Consider the following 20,989-nt stretch of genomic DNA (forward strand, 5'->3'; position numbering starts at 1 on the left):
GGCTGTCGAAGCGCGGAGCAGGCGGCCAGTCGAGCAGGAGCCAGCGTCAAACAAATGCTGTCCTTATCGCAAATCAAACCCTGGCATATTGATGGTGCAGTTCTCCCAGAATCGGACGACAGCTAATGCGTCCGGCTGTCTCGGCGACGCGTGACATCGGCGCGTTCTTGTTTAATGACAAATGGGTGCGCGTGCCGTTGTAGTAGCTCATGTACGAGAGCAGCGCGTGGCGCAGATGGCGTTCGCCGAATACCACGACATGATCAACGCATTCCCTGCGGATCGATCCGATCAGCCGTTCGGTTGCGTTTTGCCAGGGTGAGCGAGGAGATGTCGGACGATCTCGAATGCCGATGGATCGAACCCGGCGTATGAATGTTTCGCCGTATGCGCCATCGCGATCCCGGATCAGGTAACGAGGGATTCGCTCCCAGCCACACGTTTCCGTCAGTTGGTTGGCGATCCATTCGGCCGTCGGATGCGCGGTGACCCCAAACCACAGGATCTGCCGCCGGCCATGGCCCATGATCAGCAATCCATAGAGCAGCCGGAATGAGATTGTCGGTACGACAAAAAGGTCCATCGCGGCGATACCGTCAGCATGGTTACGAAGTACGGTGTTCCAACCCTGCGACGGAGGAGCCTCCTCCGCGCCATATACTTGGCCACGCTGGTCTAGCCAATCTCGGTGCCCAGCTTGAGAAGCTCGCCATGGATCCGCGGCGCTCCCCACAACGGATTGGCGATGCTCATCTCTCGGATCAGCCGGCGAATTTCCAACGGCACAGCCGGTCGACCGCAGCGACGCCTCGATTTCCAGCGCCAATACGATCTGAAACCGGCACGATGCCAACGGATCACGGTGTCCGGTCGGACGATTGCCAGTGCATCATACATCTTGGGAAACAGTCGGCAGACACCTCCCAATATCAGTCTGTCGATCGAGATGAAGGGAGGTCTTTTGGGACGGGTTCGCCGCAGCACGTTGATTTGTTGCCTCAAGACCAGAACTTCTGCCTCAAGCGCAACTCGCGACCGCAGCAGGTCGATCACCATTCCAAAGATCAGTCTGCACAAATCCAACATCGGGCAGCAGCATCGCCCAATTCTCGATCAACCGCCAGCCGGATGGCGTTGCGACAGGGACAACAGCACGAACGAGATCCTGTGTGCCGGATCATTTTCTCGATCGCTAGCGTGATGTCCACGGATGTCACCGCGCGCCACGCGGTTGGGCTGCGCCGATCCGCTTCGGGCCAATCGCGTCGAAGGCAGCCTTTTGCTCGTCAGTGAGCGATCCATAGAAGTCATGCATCGCGATGTGCACGGCCTTCACCGCCTGCAGCATGATATCGAGCCGTTTGCCGACAGTTGCGAGCCGCGCCGGCGGCGTCAGCCCATCCTCTGCCTGACTCTGGCACGACGCCTTGAGCATGTCCGCGGCCCGGGCGGCGGCGCTCTGAAGCGCATCAAGATGTATGTGCTGCTGCTCGGTTGGCTTGACCGATTGCTCGATCATGGCGGCCGGCCAGCTCGTCAGCCCCGATTGCGCGACGTCGCAAGCCTGCCCGGCTGAGACGGCTCTCTCCGTGGGCCGGGCCGGACGCTGTCTCGTGGTGGCGAGCCCATTGAGCCGGGCCTTCTGTTCGTCACTCAGGAGGCCGTAGAAATTCTTCAGCGGCGGTTGCACCATTTGCACCGCCGCAATCATCGCTTCGATGCGCTGCTGCATCACCTCAAGGCGGCGCGGCGCCGTCAGCGCGACGTCGGTCGGGCAGGAGGCCTTGAGGCTCGCGGCCGCCTTTTCCGAGGCGCTGACAAGTTCGTCGAGCGCGGCGCGCTGCGCCTCGTTCGGCTGGATCGCACTTTGGACGCTCTCGATGGGCAGCCCGGCGATCATGCGGCCGTCCTCGCCGCACATTTGCATTAGCTTCGCCTGGTTGCTTGGCGGCACATAGGCATAAGCGTCGGCGTTGCTTCGGCCTCCGCTGGCATAGCGTGGCAGGTAGCCCGCATAGCCCATCAGTTCGTCGTAACCGTAGGGCACGAAGATGCCGGCGTAGAGGTCCGGGTAGCCATAGTCCCAGAACGGATCGTAGTAGGGGGAGCCCCAAAACGCATAGTCATAGATGTCGTAGAAGGCGAACGGCCAGAACACCGGGCCAACCCATCCGAAGCCGCCGTCGTGATGGCGTCACCACCGGTTTCCGCCGTGCCACGCCGCCGTCGCGACGCTGGCGGTGATCAGCGCGCGGGTTCTCGGATCGCGTAATGTGGCTGTGTTGCTAAAAGCCCGGTTGACCGGATGCGAGTTCAGCGCGTGCTCCACGGCTTTGGCATTCCGCGTCGCGCTGACGTGTTTCGCGGCAAGTACCGAGGCGCCGAGCGCCGCCTTGGTCCTCAGTGCACCGTGTGTACTGCGGATTGCGTTGACGTGTGGAGCGTTATGGACTGCGACTGATCGATGGCCGAATGATCGACCGCCATGGAAGCCTGACCGCGCAAGCGAATGGGCTACGTGCGGGGCGAAATGCGGCCTGGCGGCGAATGCGCGCGCGCCACCGAAATGTCCGCCACCGCCATGGAAGCCGCCCATGTGAACACCGCCGCTATGAAAGCCGCCCCCACCACCATGAAAGCCGCCGCCACCATGAAAAGCGCCACCACCCCCGCCATGAAAGCCACCGCCATGGCCGCCGTGGCCGCCGCCTTTCGGGCCGGCATACGCCGCAGCCGACAACAATATTGCGCAAGCAAGCGCGACTACGCCTGAGCCGAGCGAACTGAATTTCCACGTGGATGTCGTCATGGCACCCTCCACTGCGACTCACGGTGCTGCAAGGCAGCTCCGGAGGGAGGCCATGACTCAATCTATTATATGAACAATTGTTCCCACTATTCCTTGGTTTTCAATGGTTGGGGGGTTGCCCCGTCAGCTTTCCGACGCTGCCCGTCTAGGCGCTACGGGGTTACATTGAGCGGAGCGGATGGCCTGAGAAGGCGGAATTGGTAGACACGCTCGGGTCGAACCTTTTATGAGATGCGGTGTCTACAGCGGAAAACCAAACGCGGAAACGCTTAGGATTCGTACGCCTCGTCCTGCAAACGAAAGCCGCCAGGCCCCAGCGAGCGCTGACGATCGCTTCGGTGCCTTCGAACGGCTTCGAGCTACGTGTCGTCCAGAAACTGGGCGGCACCAGTCGCACTCGAGCGCTTGTTCTTGCATTCGGGTCACCATTGGATTCGGCGATAATAATGCTCCAATGCCTTCGCGGCCGTCCTGTCGATCGCCCGGTTTAACTCGCGACAAAAGCCAGGCCGAGCCCCACTCCAAGAACGAGCGTGATGGACTCCGCCGACAGCCAGTGCCCAGCGCCGGGGCAACGGTCTGCCCCCTCGTCGCGACCGCCAAGCTCAACAACATCTCGAAGACCTGGGCATTCGCCAACGTACATCAAACCGCTTCGCCTCAGCTTAACGGCAAGGTCGAGCGCTGATTTGCCACTTGAAAAGTGCAACCCATGTGTCCGGTACGATTTGTCACCTATGTCTCGGGCCGCTCATAAAGGCGCACTCCAGAGTCATTCGGAAATCGAAACTCACCTCGCACAAATGGCGCCAGCTAGCTTGCCTGGCGCTTTCCCGTAGAACGAGCTTGCTATCTCATGCCGGGATGACCAGCCGCCATTTGGCGCCCGGCCGGCTGTCTGACTGACATGCGGCTTGACAGGTTATCGACCCTCCCAACAGGCGTGCGAGGTCCTCTACATTCTTGGTGCCAAAGCCGTCGGGGGTATGTCCGTGAGCAATGCCGACACCGTCGTCCTTAAACTCGATTATGTTCTTGTTCCCTGAAACAGTGAAATTCACGGTGAGCATCCCCTTCATACCCTCGGAAAACGCATATTTCAGCGCATTGTTGATGAGTTCAACCAACAAGGTCCCGAGGGCGATTGCGCGCATGGAGGTTAGCTCCGCGGAATCGGCATGGACCGCTATGTCAACCCGATCGGAGTTTGGCAAAATCGAGCGCACATCGTCAATGACCGTCATGATAAACTCTCTCGAGTCAATCGTGGCCGAAGGTGTACAATGCGACAACAGCCGCTGAATATTTCCAATCACCATCACACGTGAGCCCGCGCGTTCGAGCGCGCGGCCCACCTCTTCATTGCAGTTGCTGCTGGCTTGGCGCATCAAGAACGAAGAAACGAGCTGCAGCTGATTTCCCACACGATGATTCATTTCGCGCGAAAGCGCTTTGGTGATATCCATCTGTCGCTGCAAGCTTTCTTCAAGGATACGGATACGACAGACGAAGACTGCCGCAAGCCAAACAACCCCAATGGCGAGAGTCCGATTTAGCCATTCCTGCCACGCCGGTATGCTTTCAGCGATCGATATCCAATATCCCGCGATGATCAGAGTCGTTGCGAGCAGCGCAAGAGCAAGAGCTGCCTTGGGTTTGGGAAGCCAGAAACCCAGGAGGACCAGACCTACATAAAAAATGTCGACCGAGATTATCCGCTGGGTCAACGCATCAAACGTCAAGGCGCCGGCTATGACGAAGAGAGCGACAACGGCCACGCCTCCCCAGGATGGCCTTAGTCTACACTGAGCCGCTGCCTGTAAACGACTGGCGCGCTCGCGGAACACTCTGAGCAGCCAACGAAACACGAAAAATCCGTCCCCGCAGCCGCACAGGCTTATCTCTGGGTGCTCGTACATTTGTGGCATACTGGAAGCAAGCACCGCGCAGCGTGGCAGGTTGTCGCAGGATCAACTGAGACTCAGATGGCGAGTGGGTTTCTTCAGCAAACTGTTAGAGTAGCCGTCGAGCTCCTCGAAACGATGCTGCACCTCGCCATAGCGCGCGATGATCTCCTCCATCTCGTCGGCGCGATCCGGGGCGGCCAAGCAGATCGCACTGGCCCGCATTGAGCGCCGTCCGGCGCGGCTCGATCTCAGTGCCTGTCCCCATCTGCCGAAGACCAGCGTGAAGACGACATCGGCGGCCGATTACGCCGTTCTCGTTCTCGGGAGAGCAGCATGAGCAAGGGAACAGTCGACACGATGTCGGCGCGCACGACGAGCGGCACGCCGCAGGTGCTGCTCAGCCATCATCTCAAGCAATTGAAGCTGCCGACCGTCCTGCGGGAATACGACAAGCTCGCGCGCGAATGTCCCAGCTCCTGCTGAACGTCATGGGCTCGTTTGCGGAATTGAGGGTGCCCTGATCCGTGAACGCCAGCGTGAAGGCGTGACACTTGCGAAGGCAAAAGGGATTACAAGGGCTGGCCTGCCCCTATGAGGTGGTCCGCTTTCAGTCTTAATGCATGATGGGCTTTTCGGCCATTGCTTGCGCTGCTGGCGGAAGCGATCCGGCTGGCTTTGAAGGCCAGGCGATGACCTCTGGCGCCGGCGGTTTATATCGAAGCGATGAGTGTGGTCGCTCGGTGTTGTAGTAGCGCCGCCATGCCTCGATGATGACCTTGGCCTCGGCGAGGCTGTAGAAGATCTCGCTGTTGAGCAGTTCGTCGCGCAGCCTCGAGTTGAAGCTCTCGCAGTAGCCGTTCTCCCACGGGCTTCCGGGCTCGATGAACGCGGTCTTGGCGCCGACAGCTGCAATCCACTCCCGCACTGCCTTGGCAATGAACTCCGGCCCGTTATCAGAACGAACGTGGCCGGGCACGCCGCGTAGGATGAACAGGTCCGACAGGGCGTCGATGACGTCGGTCGAGTTGAGCTTGCGATCAATCCGGATCGCCAGACATTCTCGGGTGAACTCGTCGATGATGTTGAGCATGCGGAACTTCCCGCCATTGTGGGTCCGGCCCTCGACGAAGTCATAGGACCAAACATGGTTTGGATGCTCGGGCCGAAGCCGGACGCACGATCCGTCATTCAGCCAGAGTCGGCCTCTCTTCGGTTGTTTCTGAGGAACCTTCAGCCCCTCCCGCCGCCAGATACGCTCGACACGCTTGGCATTCACCGTCCAACCCTCGGACTGCAGCATCGCCGTGATCCTGCGATATCCATAGCGGCCGTAGCGTGAGGCCAGCCGGATGATGTCGGTCGTCAATGCCTCTTCATCCGGTCGGCTTTGCGGCTTCTTGCGCTGGGTCGAGCGATGCTGGCCGAGAACCTTGCAGGCAAAGCGCTCCGAGATGGAGAACTTCACCATGACATGGTCGACGCAGCGACGACGGCGGGAGGGGCTCAGAAGTTTCCCGAGGCAGCCTCTTTCAGGATCAGCTTCTCCAGCGTCAGGTCCGACACAGCCTTGCGCAGCCGGTCGTTCTCTTTCTCAAGTTCCTCGAGGCCTTCACCTGGTCGCCCTTCAGGCCACCAAACTCCTTGCGCCACCGGTAATACGTGAACTGCGTCACGCCGATCGAACGAACCGCTTCGCCAACCGATCTGCCTTGTGAAAGCAAAACATCGACCTGGCGCAGCTTCGCGACGATCTCTTCCGGCTTGTGCTTCTTCTGGGGCATTCCAATGTCCTCTCTAACGGCTAATAGCCTAATTCAGGGAGGACCACTTTTCAGGGGCAGACCAGTGGTCGGCGAACGCCATCTGCGCCACGTACTGCTCTCGTACATGCGCTACTACAACGGCACGCGCACCCATTTGTCATTGAACAAGGACGTGCCGATATCACGTGCCGTCGAGACAGCCGGACGCATTCTCTGTCGACCGATTCTGGGCGGACTGCACCATCAATATGCCCGGATTTGATTTGCGATAAGGACAACCAGTTCCTCGACGGCACCGGTGCCAGTCGCGTGCGGAAGCAGTCCCAGCGTGGCTTTCGGTCGAAGCCTTCCCAGGCGGCGAGAAACCGATATGGATGCGCGAGGTGTCATATCAGCGCGGTTGAACGCGCCGGCGTCAGCTCCTTCCATGAGTGGCAAAATGTCAGCTTCGATATCGTCGTAGACCGCCGGACCGGCAAATCTGCCGCTGAAAATCTGCGCGCCTCCTGAGGGCCATTGTTGCTCTGACCACGGATGTACTGGTAGAGCTGTAGTTTTCGGAGTCCCGCGGTCGATCCGTCGGCACGCCGGATATTCTAATCTGTCCGCAACCGCCACTGAGAAAGTAATGACGACATTGCGAGTCAACAAGCTACTAACGATTGCGGCTGGGCCGAAAGTGCAACGCGAGTGCGAAAAGGAGCAGGCCGCGCGAGCTGCGAAGCTGAGAATTCAGCCCACTTGGCGCGCGATCGGCAGGCTTCGGATATCATCTTGAGCATTGGACATACCTCAGAACTGGCGACGCCCGACACTCGGCGTTGGACGCGCATTCTGGGAAGCTATCGCACGCCAAATCACGTGCGCAGCGTTGCCGAGTTGGTGATCACGGCTTTGCCGCTCGTGACTTTATGGACGGCATCTTGGTTCACGTTCTCCCTTGGCCATGCTTGGGCTTCATTGCTTATCGCGATCCCAGCTGCTGGCTTTCTCTTGCGCCTGTTCATGATCCAGCACGACTGCGGCCATGGCACTTTTTTCGCCGATCGTCTGGCGAACGACTGGGTCGGCCGCGTCATTGGCGTGCTCACACTTACGCCTTACGACTGGTGGCGCCGCACGCATGCGATCCATCATGCCACCACCGGTAACCTCGACCGGCGCGGTATCGGCGACGTCGATACCCTGACAGTGCGCGAATACCAGGCCCGTTCGTGGTGGGGCCGTCTGAAATACCGACTTTACCGTCACCCGCTGGTCATGTTCGTGGTCGGACCAGCCTATCTGTTTCTCCTGCAACACCGTCTCCCGGTCGGCCTCATGCGCGACGGTTGGCAGCCTTGGGCCAGCACAATGACAACCAATCTCGCCATTGGCTTGATCGTTGCCGCGCTCACGTGGTTCATCGGAATTAAGGCGTTCCTGCTCGTGCACCTTCCGATCATACTGCTCGCCGCCACCGCCGGCGTATGGCTGTTCTATGTGCAACATCAATTTGAGCAAACCGCGTGGGAGTGCGACGAGCGGTGGAATCTGCATCAGGCCGCCCTATACGGCAGCTCACATTACGATCTTCCGGTATTGCTGCGCTGGTTCACAGCCAACATCGGCATCCACCACGTGCACCATCTTTGCAGTCGTATCCCCTTCTACCGGCTGCCGCACGTGCTGCGCGACCACCCTGAACTGCACGAGGTCGGTCACATAACGCTCCTGCAGAGCTTTCGGTGCGTAAGGCTTGTGCTGTGGGACGAAGTGCAGCGCCGCCTGGTATCGTTCCGCGAAATCAGATGTAAACCGGCGCTGAACAAAGCCCCTTGAAGCTACAGCGGTAACTGTTTTCTGTGACCAGTAACGGAATCCACGTCGGAGTGGGGTCACGGTCGGCGCCGATCGTGACCTCACTCCGATCGGCTTTTTTCGATTGTCTTTATGGCGTTACTGCCGGCTGTCCCTGTCGGAAACCTAATCCGGCTGGCAACTGAGGCCGAATCGCGCAATGCTTCGGCCTTAGAGCCTGTTTGGAAAATCAGGGATGAGCGTTTCTGCGGATGAGGACATCGTGCCGGGCGGCGGCGTCGCGCTGCTGCGCGCCTCCGAGCCGCTCAAGCGCATCAAGACCCAGAACGACGACCAGAAGACCGGCGTCGAGATCGTGCGCAAGGCGCTCTCCGCGCCGGCCCGCCAGATCGCGATCAACGCGGACGGCAGCATCATCCTCGGCAAGATCCTCGAGAAGGAGCAGTATTCCTACGGCTTCGACCCGCAAACCGGCAAATACGGCAACCTCGTCTCCAAGGGCATCATCGACCCGACCAAGGTCGTGCGTGCAGCGATCCAGAACGCGGCTTCGGTTGCGGCTCTTCTGATCACCACGGAAGCAATGGTGGCCGAACTTCCGAAGAAGAATGCCCCAGCAATGCTAGGTGGCGGCGGTGGCGTGGGTGGCATGGACTTCCAATTCTGTACGTTCAGAACCAAGGAATTTTCTCACCGAACTCAGAGCCAACTGCTATTGTTCCGTAGACCTGATTTCATGTCACGGAGATGTCTTCCGTCCGGTTCGCATGCTTGGGAACCGGCGAAGTTATAAGGCGCTTTCCCGGCAACTACGGCAGCTTCATGAGGCCTACATGGTCGAAGCCGCGCCCCGCAATTTCACGATCAATTTTGGGCCGCAACATCCCGCGGCGCACGGGGTCTTGCGTCTCGTGTTGGAACTTGACGGCGAAGTCGTCCGGCGCGTCGACCCGCATATTGGTCTCCTGCATCGCGGCACCGAGAAGCTAATCGAGCATAAGACTTACCTGCAGGCGCTGCCTTACTTCGACCGGCTCGACTATGTCGCGCCCATGAACCAGGAACATGCGTTCTGTCTGGCAACCGAGAAGCTGCTTAACATCACAATTCCGAAACGGGGCCAGCTCATCCGTGTGCTTTACTGCGAAATCGGACGGCTACTTTCGCACCTTCTCAATGTCACGACCCAAGCGATGGACGTCGGCGCGCTCACCCCGCCGCTATGGGGTTTTGAAGAGCGCGAAAAATTGATGGTGTTCTACGAGCGCGCGTCCGGCGCGCGCATGCACGCCAACTATTTTCGAGTTGGCGGCGTGCATCAAGATCTTCCATCGAAGCTCCTCGACGACATTTGGGATTTTTGCGACCCGTTCCTCAAGGTGTGCGACGACCTTGAGGGCCTGCTGACTGAAAATCGTATTTTTAAGCAACGCAATGTCGGGATCGCCGAGGTCAAGCTCGCAGACGCGTGGGGATGGGGTTTCTCAGGTGTCATGGTGCGCGGTTCCGGCGCCGCTTGGGACCTGCGCAAGGCGCAACCCTACGAATGTTATTCCGAACTCGATTTTGACATTCCCATTGGAAAGCATGGCGATTGTTACGACCGCTATCTCGTGCGGATGGAAGAGATGCGTCAATCTGTGCGTATCATGAAGCAATGCCTGGAGAAGCTACGGCTGCCCGAAGGACAGGGGCCCGTCGCCACGAGAGACCACAAGATCGTTCCGCCGTCGCGCGCGGAAATGAAACGATCGATGGAGGCGATGATCGAGCATTTCAAGCTCTACACTGAGGGCCACCGCGTTCCTGCCGGCGAGGTCTACGTCGCCGTGGAAGCTCCGAAGGGCGAATTCGGCGTCTATCTCGTCTCCGATGGCACCAACCAGCCGTACAAGTGCAAGATCCGCGCTCCTTCCTTCGCCCATCTTTCGGCCATGGACTTCCTTACGCGCGGCCACATGTTGGCTGACGTTTCCGCAATCATCGGATCGCTCGATATTGTATTCGGGGAGATTGATCGATGAAGCTGTGGTTTCGGTGTGTTAGGAGTTCCCTGTCGTAAATCAAATCCGGACATATTGGTGGTGCAGTCCGCCGAGGACCGGGCGGCAACGAATGTGCCCAGCCCGCTCGACGGCGCGCGAGACCGGTGAATCCTTCTCCAAGGAAAGATGCGTGCGTACCCCATTGTAATAGTCAGTATAGGATTTCAGAATTCGGCACAGATGCGCCTCGCCCAAGACAATGATGTGGTCCAACACTCGCGCCGGATCGATCCGATCAGCCGTTCGGCAAAGCCATTTTGCCAAGATGAAGCTGGTGCAGTGGGCTTGTCCCGGATGCCCATGGCGCGCAATCGACGTGTGACGACCGCGCCATAGATTTGATCCCGATCGCGGATGAGGTATTTTGGGCCATCATCCCAAGGGAAGGCCTCCGTTATCTGACGCGCAATCCACTCCGCTGTCGGGTTTGTTGTAACGTTGATCCACACGGGGTCTCTGCGGTCGAGCCGGACGATGACGAAGGCATAAAGCAAGTCGAAACCGATAGTCGGGACAACGAACAAGTCCATTGCAGCGATATCTGGGGCATGATTTCGCAGGAAGGTCCGCCATCCCTGGCTTGGCGGTCCTCGCCGTTTGACCATGTGCTTGGCGACGCTTGATTGAGCGACCTCAATCCCGAGCTTGAGCAGTTCACCATGGATACGCGGCGCGCCCCAAAGCGGGTTCTCCATGCTCATCTGCCGGATCAGCGCGCGCCGCTCCGTCTCGATCTGAGGTCGCCCTCCCGAGGGATCCAACGCCAATAGCGACGAAAGCCCGCCCGATGCCAACGCACCAGCGTCTCGGGACGGATGATCGTGAGAACCTGCAGGATCGACGGAAACCGGCGATACAGCTGGATAAAGAACCAGCGATCATTGGTCGTGAGCCGGACGCGACCACGCAGCCTACGCCTCAAGACCATCAACTGATGTCGAAGCACCGCATTCTCAGCCTCAAGCCTCAACTTCCACTTGGGGCGAGGCCAGGACGGCAAGAACGAAACCGAGCAGCCCGATCATTCCGCCAGCTTATACCAAGACTCGCTGATCAGAACCGGTACGCCCAATCACGCATTCCGATGAACATATTGTGCCAAGGCTGATCGATTAGCCTGTTCCAGGCGTAGCAGCAGTGATCGACGATATCTTCGTAAGACTTGAACACGTGGTTCGACAACCAATTGTCGCGCATGAACTGCCAGACATTTTCCTGCGGATTAAGTTCCGGGCATTTCGCTGGCAGCGGCAGGATCGTGATGTTGGGTGGAACGATCAACCGGCTCGACAGATGCCAGCCGGCCTGGTCGAACAGCAAGATGGCATGCTTGCCTGGCGACCTCGGTCGCGATTTCGGCCAGATGCAGGTTCATCGCCTCGGTGTTGCATGCGGGCAGGACGAGGGCTGCGCCCTTGCCGTCCTTCGGGCAGATCACGCCGAAGATGTAAGTGGAGGCGGTTCGCTGGTCGCGCGGCGCCGAAGGCCGCGTTCCGCGCCGCGCCCAGCGTCGCGTGATCTTGTTCTTCTGGCCGATGCGCGCCTCGTCGCCAAACCATATTTCTATCTCGGCTGGATCGACGCTCTTGTCCCTCGCAATTTCCGCCACTCGGGCTGGGAAGATTTTTTAAAATTCTCGATCGCGCCCTCGGCTTGCGCATGATGGCGCGGACGGGCGCTGAGCTTGCGATAGCCCATGCCTCGCAGCTCCCGGCTCAGAGTCTGCTTGGAGACTGTGACCCTGAACTCCTCATACAGCCGCTGGCAGAGATCGACGATGCGCCAACGGACGACGCCGTGAATAGCAGGGATCGGCCCGCCTTCGATCATGGCGGCCAACACCTGACGATGCTCGTCCTTGAGCCGGGACGGTTGCCCGGGCGCCTTGCGATCGAAAAGGCCGTCCGGGCCGAGTGCATTGAACTTCATCACCCAGTCGCGAACAATTTGCACACCCACTCCGCCGATCCTGGCTGCTTCCGTCCGCGTCGCACCGTCGTCGATCGCGGCCAGAGCCAGAAGTCGCCGCGCCTGCGGCCCGTCTTTCGACCGCCTGGCAGCGGACCGTGTCGTCTGTGCGTTGAAATCAGCCCGGAGTGGTAGGGGCGACATGGTGAACCTCCCGCGTTCGCGATGTTGAATCAGCCCGCCGCTGATTTGAAAAGCCCCACAGAGTCACGCTCCCCAAGATTTGGTATTAGGCGATTCCATCACGTCATCAACTCGGATAAGGTTTTCGGTACACACAGGTGAAGGGGTCGTGCGGGCGATGCTTTCCCGCATGGTAGTAATTAGCAAATCTTCCAAATCCAAGGTGCCAGCGCGCGCAGTTGCCGCAGATAACCGGCAGGCCGAAGCATACTTGGGCGCGAGTCAGCTTATGTATGTACGGACGGCGCTTCGCCTTAGCCGAGGTAGGGATCATCGCCATGCGGCCATAGCGGATGCCACGCCCGGCGATAATGCGATCGGCGAAGTTGCTGCACGTCTCCGCTTGATCCCTGGAGAGCGGTCACCTCCGTGCACTATCGTCGTCGAGAGGGATGTGTAGCTAATGCAGAAAGGCCCAGCAATGCTGCCGGGCCTTCTTATTCCTTGCTCAACGGTTGGACTTAGAAATCCATACCTCCCATGCCGCCGCCCGGCATCGCCGGAGCAGCGGCGTTTTTCTTCGGCAGCTCGGCGACCATCGCCTCGGTGGTGATCAGTAGTGCCGCGACGGACGCTGCGTTCTGGATCGCCGCACGCACGACCTTAGTCGGGTCGATGATGCCCTTGGAGATCAGGTTGACGTATTCGCCAGTCTGCGAGTCGAAGCCATAGGAATACTGCTCCTTCTCGAGGATCTTGCCGACGATGATGCTGCCGTCTTCGCCTGCGTTGATCGCGATCTGGCGGGCCGGCGCGGAGAGCGCCTTGCGCACAATCTCGACGCCGGTCTTCTGGTCGTCGTTCGCGGTCTTGATGCGCTTGAGCTGCTCGGAGGCGCGGAGCAGGGCGACGCCGCCACCCGGCACGATGCCTTCCTCGACCGCCGCACGGGTCGCATGCATCGCGTCGTCCACGCGATCCTTGCGCTCCTTCACTTCGACCTCGGTCGCGCCGCCGACGCGGATCACCGCGACGCCGCCGGCGAGCTTGGCCAGACGCTCCTGAAGCTTCTCGCGGTCATAGTCCGAGGTGGTCTCCTCGATCTGCGCCTTGATCTGGTTCACGCGCGCCTCGATGTCGGCCTTCTTGCCGGCCCCGCTGACAATGGTAGTGTTCTCCTTGTCGATCATCACCTTCTTGGCGCGGCCGAGCATGGCGAGTGTGACGTTCTCGAGCTTGATGCCGAGATCTTCGCTGATCGCCTGACCACCGGTCAGGATGGCGATGTCCTGCAGCATGGCCTTGCGGCGATCGCCGAACCCCGGTGCCTTGACGGCGGCAACCTTGAGACCACCGCGCAGGCGGTTGACGACGAGGGTGGCGAGCGCTTCGCCTTCGACATCTTCGGCAATAATCACAAGCGGTTTGCCGCTCTGCACCACGGCTTCCAACAGCGGAAGCAATTCGTTCAACTGAGATAGCTTCTTTTCGTTGATGAGGACGTAAGCATCTTCCATTTCAACGCGCATCTTGTCGGCGTTGGTGACGAAGTAGGGCGAGATGTAGCCGCGGTCGAACTGCATGCCCTCGACGATCTCGAGTTCGGTCTCGAGCGACTTGGCTTCCTCAACCGTGATGACGCCCTCGTTGCCGACCTTCTTCATGGCGTCGGCGAGGAACTTGCCGATTTCCGTGTCGCCATTGGATGAAATGGTGCCGACCTGAGCGATTTCCTCGTTCGAGGTCACCTTCTTGGAGTTCCTGACGAGGTCGGCGACCACGGCTTCGACGGCGAGGTCAATGCCGCGTTTGAGGTCCATCGGGTTCATGCCGGCGGCGACCGACTTGGCGCCTTCCTTCACGATCGCAGCTGCCAGAACCGTCGCGGTAGTGGTGCCGTCGCCGGCCGCATCCGCGGACTTGGAGGCGACTTCGCGCACCATCTGCGCGCCCATGTTCTCGAACTTGTCCTCAAGCTCGATTTCCTTGGCGACGGTGACGCCGTCCTTGGTGATGCGCGGCGCACCATAGGACTTGTCGAGCACGACGTTGCGGCCTTTGGGGCCGAGCGTGACCTTCACCGCGTTGTTGAGAATTTCGACGCCGCGCAGCATGCGGTCGCGAGCATCGACGCCGAATTTGACTTCTTTGGCTGACATAATGATCTCCGTTTTCGTCAGATCCCAAAGACCGCGCGATTGGACGGTTTCTTGAGAAATGAGATTTGGATTGCGAGCCTTTATCCTTCGAGACTCCGGCTGCGCCGGCTCCTCAGGATTAGGAAAACTGGTCGCGCTACGCGGCCTTCTTCTTGGCGGCGGGCAGATCGGTGAGAACGCCCATGATGTCGCTTTCCTTCATGATCAAGAGATCCTGACCGTCGAGCTTTACCTCGGTGCCGGACCACTTGCCGAACAGCACGCGGTCACCAACCTTGAGATCGATCGGGATCAGGTTGCCTGCCTCGTCACGGCCGCCCGGGCCGACCGCGGTGATTTCGCCCTGAGAGGGCTTTTCCTTGACCGTATCCGGAATGATGATGCCGCCAGCGGTTTTGTCTTCGGCGTCGATACGCTTGACCACGACGCGATCGTGAAGCGGACGGAAGTTCATGCGATTCTACTTTGCTGTTTGTGATTATTTCTGGAATTGGCAGTCGTAATGCACGAGTGCCAGCCGCTCCTGACATAAGCCCGGGATGCTAGGGCGCAAGAGCTGCGGCCCGCGATGTTTTCCAGCTCGATTGATCAGGAGGAAGGCTCGGCGATTGCTAGCAGGCGAAGTAACATGCTGCTAGCTCATTGATTATTTTCACGTATTGAATGTTTTCAGTTTTGACGAATTGAGGATCATGCAACTGTTTCAGTTGGGCTAGAGGTTAGCACGATTGAGAAAGGTGCGGCTTCAAAGGATTTCAGAAAACAAGTCTTAGGCTACGGACTGACGACAGCGGAAATCGTTTATCGCCGCCCGGATCATCACTGGTTGCTGCAAACTTACGTCTGGCAGGACTACGATCTGTTTCCCACTTTCCCGGCACTAAAGGATTTCCTCGCGTTCTGGGAAAAATCGCTCGAAGGTCCTCTGTTCGCAGTTACCGTTGCGCACTCGAAACTGATCAAGCCAGCCGAATTGCATGCCATCGACGGCATGTTCCGATTGCATTAACGCAAGGGACTAGACTTTGATGATGCCAGCGAAAGCCGAGGCGCCGCCTCCGATCGTCTTCGTGCTGGAGATCGACGGTCAGCCGATTCTGGCATTCGGGGTCGCGACGTTTCGCCAAGCTAGAGAACTCGGTAAGGAGGACTGGCTGCAAGAAGACTTGAAGCGAATGACGTTCGGGCACAGGCCGCCTTGGCAGGGGAAGTCGCCGATTGGGGTGCGTCGCGCCAAGCCAGCAGAAGAAGTGTATTACGTTGATACGAAAACGGAGAACGCTGCGGGCGACTTGCCTTTGGTCTATTTGGTCCAGCGCGACGATGAAACGGATATAACTGGTCCCGTCACTCGTGGATCATTTCCGCCCGGGAGATGATTTCGAGGTAACCCCTTATCGGCAGACTGGGGCAACTTTATTGACGAGCCAGATTATCACGACCTGATGCACCGGTGCCACGTTCCTGCCGAACGACATCCCGAGCTAGCGGCTGAGAGCCCCAAGGAAACTCTCGCGCCACGCCATAATGCTATTGCGGCCCAGTATCGCCATCATCGCCCGCCAACGCTCGCATCGTTCCTCAAGTGGCATCCCCAGCGCTGTCTGCAATGCTTCGGCGACGGCGTCGGGGTCATACGGATTGGCGATCACGGCAGTGTCGAGTTCGTAGGCCGCACCGGCGAAGGGCGAAAGAATAAGCACGCCGGGGTCATCTGGGTCCTGTGCAGCAACATACTCCTTGGCAACCAGGTTCATTCCGTCGCGCAATGGAGTGACAAGAGCGACACGGCTGAGCCGAAAGAAGCCAGCGAGCGAGCGCTGGGTGGCGCCCAATCGAGTTCCGCGAAGCGACCGGCCACATCGCCCGCCAGCGCACCGAGCCTCTGCCGCAGCGCACGGTATTCAGGAACGTCGCTGCGCGTTGCGGTGGCGATCTGCAGTGTGAATCGGCGCCGGGTCACGTCGCTGGAAGCGATGAGCAGTAACGTCCTGAAGGAAATTGAGAAAGCTTCGTCGGAGTGGGGTCACGATAGGCGCCGGTGTTGACCCCACCCCGGCGCGGGTTATGTCAACTGCGACAAGGAATTGTGGTCGATAGTTCATGGGGCCAAGTTCGGCGCCGATTAACAGTAGGAGGCGCCGAACTGTGCTCTACATGCGGGCCGCTCAGAATATCTTTGAAATCGTTGACGGGAGCGCAGGGCACACCGCAGCCGTCCATCTCCTGAACCCGGGCACGCCGACGCTCCAATGGCCTACTTTGTCACTGCTCTGCACACAGCGAGACTGGCCGACGCGTCGGCCGGTGGACCGTTCCTACCACCAGGCGTTCACGTCGATCGCAGCGCGGCTTTCATTTTCTCCCGCTTGAAGGGGACCGAACGAAGTCGCACGCCGGTCGCATCGAATATGGCATTCGAGATCGACGAAGACACCACGGCGGCTGTGGGCTCGCCAGCGCCCCACGGTTTCTCCGCCGGGCGATCGATCAACTCGATCACGATCTCAGGCACTTCCTCGAACGTCAGGATCGGATAACTCGCCCAGTCGAGGCTCGTCACCATGCTGCGGTCGAAGGTGAGCTCCTCCTTGAGCGTTCGGCTCACCGTCTGGATCACATTGCCTTCGATCTGCGATTTGACCCCGCCGGGGTTGATGATCTGCCCACAATCATGGACAATATAGAAACGCGTGACATTGATGGCGCCGGTCAGCCGGTCAACTTCCACCTCCGCCACGGCGCCGACATAGGTCCGTACCAGTTCATATTTGACGTAGCTGCTCCCCCGACCCTTTACGATGTTGCCGCTGATGTTCTTCTGCGGCGAGGGGCGCTTCTCCCATTTGGCAAGTTTCGCCAGCCGATCGAGCACTTCGAGGCCGCGCGCATCGGCTGGGTCGGTATATTTCACGCGGAACTCGAGCGGGTCGATATTCGCCGCCGTGGCGACTTCATCGATGAAACACTCATTAGCGAAAGTATTCTGCATGCGCCCTGGCGTCCTGATCCATGACGGACGAAACGGCGTCGTCTCCAGCCGGTGGCAGACGGTTTTGATGTTGGGGAATCGGTAACCGATCGCCGAGTCGTTGGTGATGCCGCCTGGTGAAAGCTTGTTATCAACGGGCAGATTGGCAAGCGATGCCGCAACGAGATCGACATTGCCGGCGGCGCCTTGCGGAATGAAGAACTCGGATTCCCAGGCAGTGACGTTGCCCGACGCATCGATATTCGCGCGCAGATCAATCAGGGTCGGCGGGCCTTTCGGGTCCCAGCCATGCTCGTCTGCGCGCGACCATTGCACACGCACCGGCTTGCCCACTGCTTTTGCGAGCAGAGCGGAATCGGCCGCGGCATCCTCATGGCCGTTGCGACCATAGCAACCCGAGCCGTCAATATAGACACAACGCACATCGTCGAGCGACATTGAGAACATCTGGGCAAGCTGTTTGCGCAGGTTGTGGGTTGCTTGCGAGGCTGACCAGGAAATCAGCTTGCCGTCTTGAAATTCAGAAATCGCGCAGGACGGGCCGATCGAGCCGTGAGTGTGGATTGCGAAGTCGTAGGTGGCGGCAACTTTCTTGCCATCAGCCGCCATGGCCTGGGCAGAGTTGCCGATATCGCCGGTGACATCGTCCTTGACGATCTTGGTCTTGCGGACGTGCTCCCAGAGCTTATTCTGCTCGGGCAGGGTTTCGGACTTCGACCATGTCAGCTTGATGTCTCGGACGGCGCGCACCGCCGACCATTCATTTTCGGCGACGATGCCGAGGAAGTTGCCGTCGCGCACGATCTTGACGATGCCGGGAATGTCCTTGATCGAGGCTTCGTCGACATTCTCAAGCCGGGCACCGAGCGCTGTCGGGCGCACGACGCGCCCGTGCAACATGCCTGGAACCCGGAAGTCCTGCATGTAAGTGAACGCGCCCGTCACCTTGCCGGGAATGTCCAGCCGCGCCACCGGCTTGCCGACGATCTTGTAGTCCGCGGGGTCTTTCGGCGAAGCGGCAGGGTCGAGCTTCAGTGTGAACTGCCTGCCGCCGATCAATTCGGCATAGGTTACCGTGGTGCCGCCGGATTTCCGTCTGATGACGCCGTTCTCAACGATGAGTTCGTCTTTCGAGGCTCCCAAACGCGTGGCAGCTTCGTCGAGCAGGACGCTGCGGGCAGTGGCGGCCGCCTGGCGAATTTGCATCCCGCCGTTCTGAATCGACTGGCTGCCATAGGTCGGGCCCTGATCGGGCGTGAGTGCCGTGTCACCCTGGATGACGTTGACGTTGTCCATCGAGACGTCGAGTTCGTCCGCAACGATCTGCGTGAAGCCGGTGCGGACGCCAGTGCCGAGTTCGACCTTTCCGGCATAGACCGACACCAACCCTTTGTCGTCAATGGCAAGGAATGTGTCGATCTGATCGAGCGCCACGCTCTTCGGCGCTGGCAGATCCGGCACGGCCACCGGCAGCCCTTCCGCGGCTGCGCGGCTGCGCGCCCCGGTGAATGAAAAGGCGACGACAAGCGCACCCGCGCCTTTGAGGAGATCGCGGCGTGAGGATGTGAACGGGACAGTCATCGCGGTTTCTCCCTACGCGGCCGCGCGCTTGACGGCACGCATGATGGCGGCATGGGTGCCGCAGCGGCAAAGATTTGGCTGCATATGCTGGCGGATCTCCGCATCGGTCGGATGCGGATTGACGCGCAACAGCGCTTCGGCTCGCATGACCATGCCGGAAATACAGTAGCCGCACTGGGCGGCCTGCTCATCGATGAAAGCTTGCTGGAGCTTATTCGGCTTGCCGTTTTCGAGCAGGCCCTCGGTGGTCGTAATCTTGCGGCTGCCGATCGCGGCGATCGGCAGCAGACACGAAAACATTGCCCGCCCGTCGACATGAACGGTGCAGGCGCCGCATTGCCCCAGGCCGCAGCCGAATTTCGGGCCATGCAGCGCGAGATCATTGCGCAGGACATAGAGAAGCGGCGTCGACGGGTCGGCATCGATGTCATGCGACTTACCATTGACGTTGAGGGCGATCGTCATTGCGCAACTCCCTGTCTTGCTTTGGTGATCTCGTCTTGAATGCCGACCCAAGGCGGTTGGTTGGTGTGACGCGCCCGCGCATAATCGACGACCGCGGCAATCTGCTGGTCGCTCAGCATGCCGTCAAACGCTGGCATGTAAGGCCCCCCGGCACCGCGATAAGCCTGGATGCCGCTCAGGACGACACGAACGGTGTTCGTGGGTGCCGCCCGTCGTAATGAGGAACTCCGCGAGAGCGGCAGCGCCTTCGATGGGCCCACATCATTTGCTTCACGATGGCACTGGGCGCAGGAGCCGTTGTAGAGCGCGACTGTCTCGGCTGACGCGGTCGGAATCCGGTTCTCGCGTGCCGGTGCTGTCACGCTTTCGGATTGGGATGAGAAACTCGCGATGTAGATCGCGATCGCGCGCACGTCCGCCGCCGATGCGTGTTTGAGGTTATTGACGACATCTGCCATCGGGCCGGCGGCCGCCCCATGCGACGGATGCCAACCGGTGGCGAGATATTCGGTTAGTTGATTGGCGGTCCATTTGGGCGCGGCCGCTGCGTCCAGCGCCGGCGCATCCCATCCCTCGGCCGAGCCGCCGGCAAAAACGCTATCCTTCTTCTCCGCGCCCAGATCGTTGCGCGGTGTATGGCAAGCGCCACAGTGCCCGAGACCGTCCGCTAGATATTGTCCGCGATTCCACTCGGCGCTCTTACTGGCATCCGGTTGAAGAGGGCCCCGATCGAGAAACAGGACCTTCCAACCGGCAACGAGGGGACGAAAGTTGAGCGGAAAGACCAGGTCGTCAGAGGGGGCGACGTTGCGAATCGCCGGTTGGCTCATTAGGAACGCATAAACCGCCCGAATATCGTCATCCGTCGCCCGCGTGAAATGATCGTAGGGGAAAGCCGGATAAAGATGCCGGCCTTCCCGGTCGACCCCCTCGCGCATCGAGCGCTGAAATGCCGCCTCCGACCACGTGCCGATGCCGGTTTCGGCATCAGGCGTGATGTTTGTCGAAAAGATAGTCCCAAACGGAGTGGGGAGAGGCAGGCCTCCTGCCAACGGCTTACCAGCATCGGCCGTGTGGCAGGTGCCGCAGCCGCCGATCGCAGCCAGATCCGCGCCACGGCTGATGATCTGGTGGTCATTGATCGCTGCTCCACCAGCGGAAATCGGAGCGATTGCGGAACGCCAAGTCCAGGCGATCCCGCCGAGAGCTATGAAGACGAGTGCAATGACGGCTCCGATGACAATCGAGCGTAAACGCATGTGAGCGGCACTCCATTGCACATCCGAGCAATTCTCTTAACACGCTTTCAATAAATGAGATAGTTTCGGTCCAGTCACGATCGGCATTGCACCGCGTTCCGCCCATTACACCGCCGAG

General features: G+C 59.7%; 20 protein-coding genes and 3 pseudogenes. 9 read left to right on the top strand and 14 right to left on the bottom strand.

Annotation, left to right across the window (positions count from 1 at the left end):
- Positions 1-73: 73 nt before the first annotated feature.
- From NHAM_RS27490 to NHAM_RS28040, 3 genes are all read right to left on the bottom strand, one after another.
- Positions 74-583, bottom strand: coding sequence for an integrase core domain-containing protein (locus NHAM_RS27490; RefSeq protein ID WP_041357755.1), 510 nt, complete (start codon positions 581-583; stop codon positions 74-76).
- Positions 584-675: 92 nt separating this feature from the next.
- Positions 676-1,056: a hypothetical protein gene (locus NHAM_RS27495; protein WP_198137004.1), complete on the bottom strand. Its 381-nt coding sequence runs from the start codon at positions 1,054-1,056 to the stop codon at positions 676-678.
- A 157-nt stretch (positions 1,057-1,213) separates the two neighbouring features.
- On the bottom strand, positions 1,214-2,158 hold the full coding sequence (locus NHAM_RS28040) for a Spy/CpxP family protein refolding chaperone (RefSeq protein WP_011509699.1): 945 nt from the start codon (positions 2,156-2,158) through the stop codon (positions 1,214-1,216).
- A 351-nt stretch (positions 2,159-2,509) separates the two neighbouring features.
- On the opposite strand from NHAM_RS28040, the gene NHAM_RS28045 reads away from it, so the two are divergent.
- Positions 2,510-2,773, top strand: a complete 264-nt coding sequence (locus NHAM_RS28045; protein WP_049769299.1) for a hypothetical protein — start codon at positions 2,510-2,512, stop codon at positions 2,771-2,773.
- 890 nt (positions 2,774-3,663) lie between these two features.
- On the opposite strand, the gene NHAM_RS05945 is transcribed toward NHAM_RS28045, so the two are convergent.
- Both NHAM_RS05945 and NHAM_RS26495 read right to left on the bottom strand, forming a co-directional pair.
- Positions 3,664-4,587: a sensor histidine kinase gene (locus NHAM_RS05945; RefSeq protein WP_198137005.1), complete on the bottom strand. Its 924-nt coding sequence runs from the start codon at positions 4,585-4,587 to the stop codon at positions 3,664-3,666.
- A 192-nt stretch (positions 4,588-4,779) separates the two neighbouring features.
- Positions 4,780-4,938 (bottom strand): hypothetical protein, encoded by a 159-nt coding sequence (locus tag NHAM_RS26495; protein WP_157043545.1) that lies wholly within the window; start codon positions 4,936-4,938, stop codon positions 4,780-4,782.
- Positions 4,939-5,049: 111 nt separating this feature from the next.
- Between NHAM_RS26495 and NHAM_RS26500 the strand changes: the two genes are divergently transcribed.
- Entirely contained in the window at positions 5,050-5,199 is a 150-nt protein-coding gene (locus NHAM_RS26500) for a hypothetical protein (protein ID WP_430707697.1), read from the top strand.
- 130 nt (positions 5,200-5,329) lie between these two features.
- Here NHAM_RS26500 and NHAM_RS05950 read toward each other — a convergent pair.
- Positions 5,330-6,497: pseudogene (locus NHAM_RS05950) on the bottom strand (IS3 family transposase).
- Positions 6,498-6,561: 64 nt separating this feature from the next.
- Between NHAM_RS05950 and NHAM_RS05960 the strand changes: the two are divergent.
- The 5 genes and pseudogenes from NHAM_RS05960 to NHAM_RS05980 all read left to right on the top strand — a co-directional run bounded on the left by NHAM_RS05960 (position 6,562) and on the right by NHAM_RS05980 (position 10,303).
- Positions 6,562-6,741 carry a hypothetical protein gene (locus NHAM_RS05960; RefSeq protein ID WP_041357761.1) on the top strand — a complete coding sequence of 60 codons (180 nt, stop codon included), beginning with the start codon at positions 6,562-6,564 and terminating at the stop codon, positions 6,739-6,741.
- A gap of 47 nt (positions 6,742-6,788) precedes the next feature.
- Positions 6,789-6,989 carry a cold-shock protein gene (locus NHAM_RS28050; protein WP_011509704.1) on the top strand — a complete coding sequence of 67 codons (201 nt, stop codon included), beginning with the start codon at positions 6,789-6,791 and terminating at the stop codon, positions 6,987-6,989.
- Positions 6,990-7,247: 258 nt separating this feature from the next.
- Positions 7,248-8,300 carry a fatty acid desaturase gene (locus tag NHAM_RS05970; protein ID WP_157043752.1) on the top strand — a complete coding sequence of 351 codons (1,053 nt, stop codon included), beginning with the start codon at positions 7,248-7,250 and terminating at the stop codon, positions 8,298-8,300.
- A 223-nt stretch (positions 8,301-8,523) separates the two neighbouring features.
- Positions 8,524-8,937 (top strand): annotated as a pseudogene (locus tag NHAM_RS05975) (TCP-1/cpn60 chaperonin family protein); the annotation flags it as partial.
- 175 nt (positions 8,938-9,112) lie between these two features.
- On the top strand, positions 9,113-10,303 hold the full coding sequence (locus NHAM_RS05980) for an NADH-quinone oxidoreductase subunit D (protein ID WP_011509706.1): 1,191 nt from the start codon (positions 9,113-9,115) through the stop codon (positions 10,301-10,303).
- 185 nt (positions 10,304-10,488) lie between these two features.
- On the opposite strand, the gene NHAM_RS26110 is transcribed toward NHAM_RS05980, so the two are convergent.
- The 4 genes and pseudogenes from NHAM_RS26110 to NHAM_RS06005 all read right to left on the bottom strand — a co-directional run bounded on the left by NHAM_RS26110 (position 10,489) and on the right by NHAM_RS06005 (position 15,028).
- Positions 10,489-11,019 carry a DDE-type integrase/transposase/recombinase gene (locus NHAM_RS26110; RefSeq protein ID WP_198137006.1) on the bottom strand — a complete coding sequence of 177 codons (531 nt, stop codon included), beginning with the start codon at positions 11,017-11,019 and terminating at the stop codon, positions 10,489-10,491.
- 358 nt (positions 11,020-11,377) lie between these two features.
- Positions 11,378-12,436: pseudogene (locus NHAM_RS24650) on the bottom strand (IS630 family transposase).
- A 500-nt stretch (positions 12,437-12,936) separates the two neighbouring features.
- Complete coding sequence (groL, locus tag NHAM_RS06000; protein WP_011509708.1) at positions 12,937-14,574, bottom strand: chaperonin GroEL; 1,638 nt, start codon at positions 14,572-14,574, stop codon at positions 12,937-12,939.
- A gap of 136 nt (positions 14,575-14,710) precedes the next feature.
- Positions 14,711-15,028, bottom strand: a complete 318-nt coding sequence (locus tag NHAM_RS06005) for a co-chaperone GroES (protein ID WP_011509709.1) — start codon at positions 15,026-15,028, stop codon at positions 14,711-14,713.
- A gap of 273 nt (positions 15,029-15,301) precedes the next feature.
- Between NHAM_RS06005 and NHAM_RS06010 the strand changes: the two genes are divergently transcribed.
- Both NHAM_RS06010 and NHAM_RS06015 read left to right on the top strand, forming a co-directional pair.
- Complete coding sequence (locus NHAM_RS06010; RefSeq protein WP_041357764.1) at positions 15,302-15,583, top strand: usg protein; 282 nt, start codon at positions 15,302-15,304, stop codon at positions 15,581-15,583.
- A gap of 19 nt (positions 15,584-15,602) precedes the next feature.
- The gene (locus NHAM_RS06015) at positions 15,603-15,953 is read left to right on the top strand and encodes a hypothetical protein (RefSeq protein WP_245270020.1); all 351 of its coding nucleotides are present in this window, start codon (positions 15,603-15,605) and stop codon (positions 15,951-15,953) included.
- A gap of 105 nt (positions 15,954-16,058) precedes the next feature.
- On the opposite strand, the gene NHAM_RS24655 is transcribed toward NHAM_RS06015, so the two are convergent.
- The 4 genes from NHAM_RS24655 to NHAM_RS06035 form a co-directional block, all read right to left on the bottom strand.
- A complete protein-coding gene (locus NHAM_RS24655; protein ID WP_347336437.1) occupies positions 16,059-16,409 on the bottom strand; it encodes a trehalose-6-phosphate synthase in 351 nt (116 codons plus the stop codon).
- A gap of 497 nt (positions 16,410-16,906) precedes the next feature.
- Positions 16,907-19,147, bottom strand: coding sequence for a xanthine dehydrogenase family protein molybdopterin-binding subunit (locus NHAM_RS06025; protein ID WP_011509711.1), 2,241 nt, complete (start codon positions 19,145-19,147; stop codon positions 16,907-16,909).
- 12 nt (positions 19,148-19,159) lie between these two features.
- A complete protein-coding gene (locus NHAM_RS06030) occupies positions 19,160-19,612 on the bottom strand; it encodes a (2Fe-2S)-binding protein (protein WP_011509712.1) in 453 nt (150 codons plus the stop codon).
- Complete coding sequence (locus NHAM_RS06035) at positions 19,609-20,871, bottom strand: cytochrome c (RefSeq protein WP_011509713.1); 1,263 nt, start codon at positions 20,869-20,871, stop codon at positions 19,609-19,611. The genes NHAM_RS06030 and NHAM_RS06035 overlap by 4 nt, the downstream gene beginning before the upstream one ends.
- Positions 20,872-20,989 lie beyond the last annotated feature (118 nt).

It is taken from the genome of Nitrobacter hamburgensis X14, from assembly GCF_000013885.1.
GTDB lineage: Bacteria > Pseudomonadota > Alphaproteobacteria > Rhizobiales > Xanthobacteraceae > Nitrobacter > Nitrobacter hamburgensis.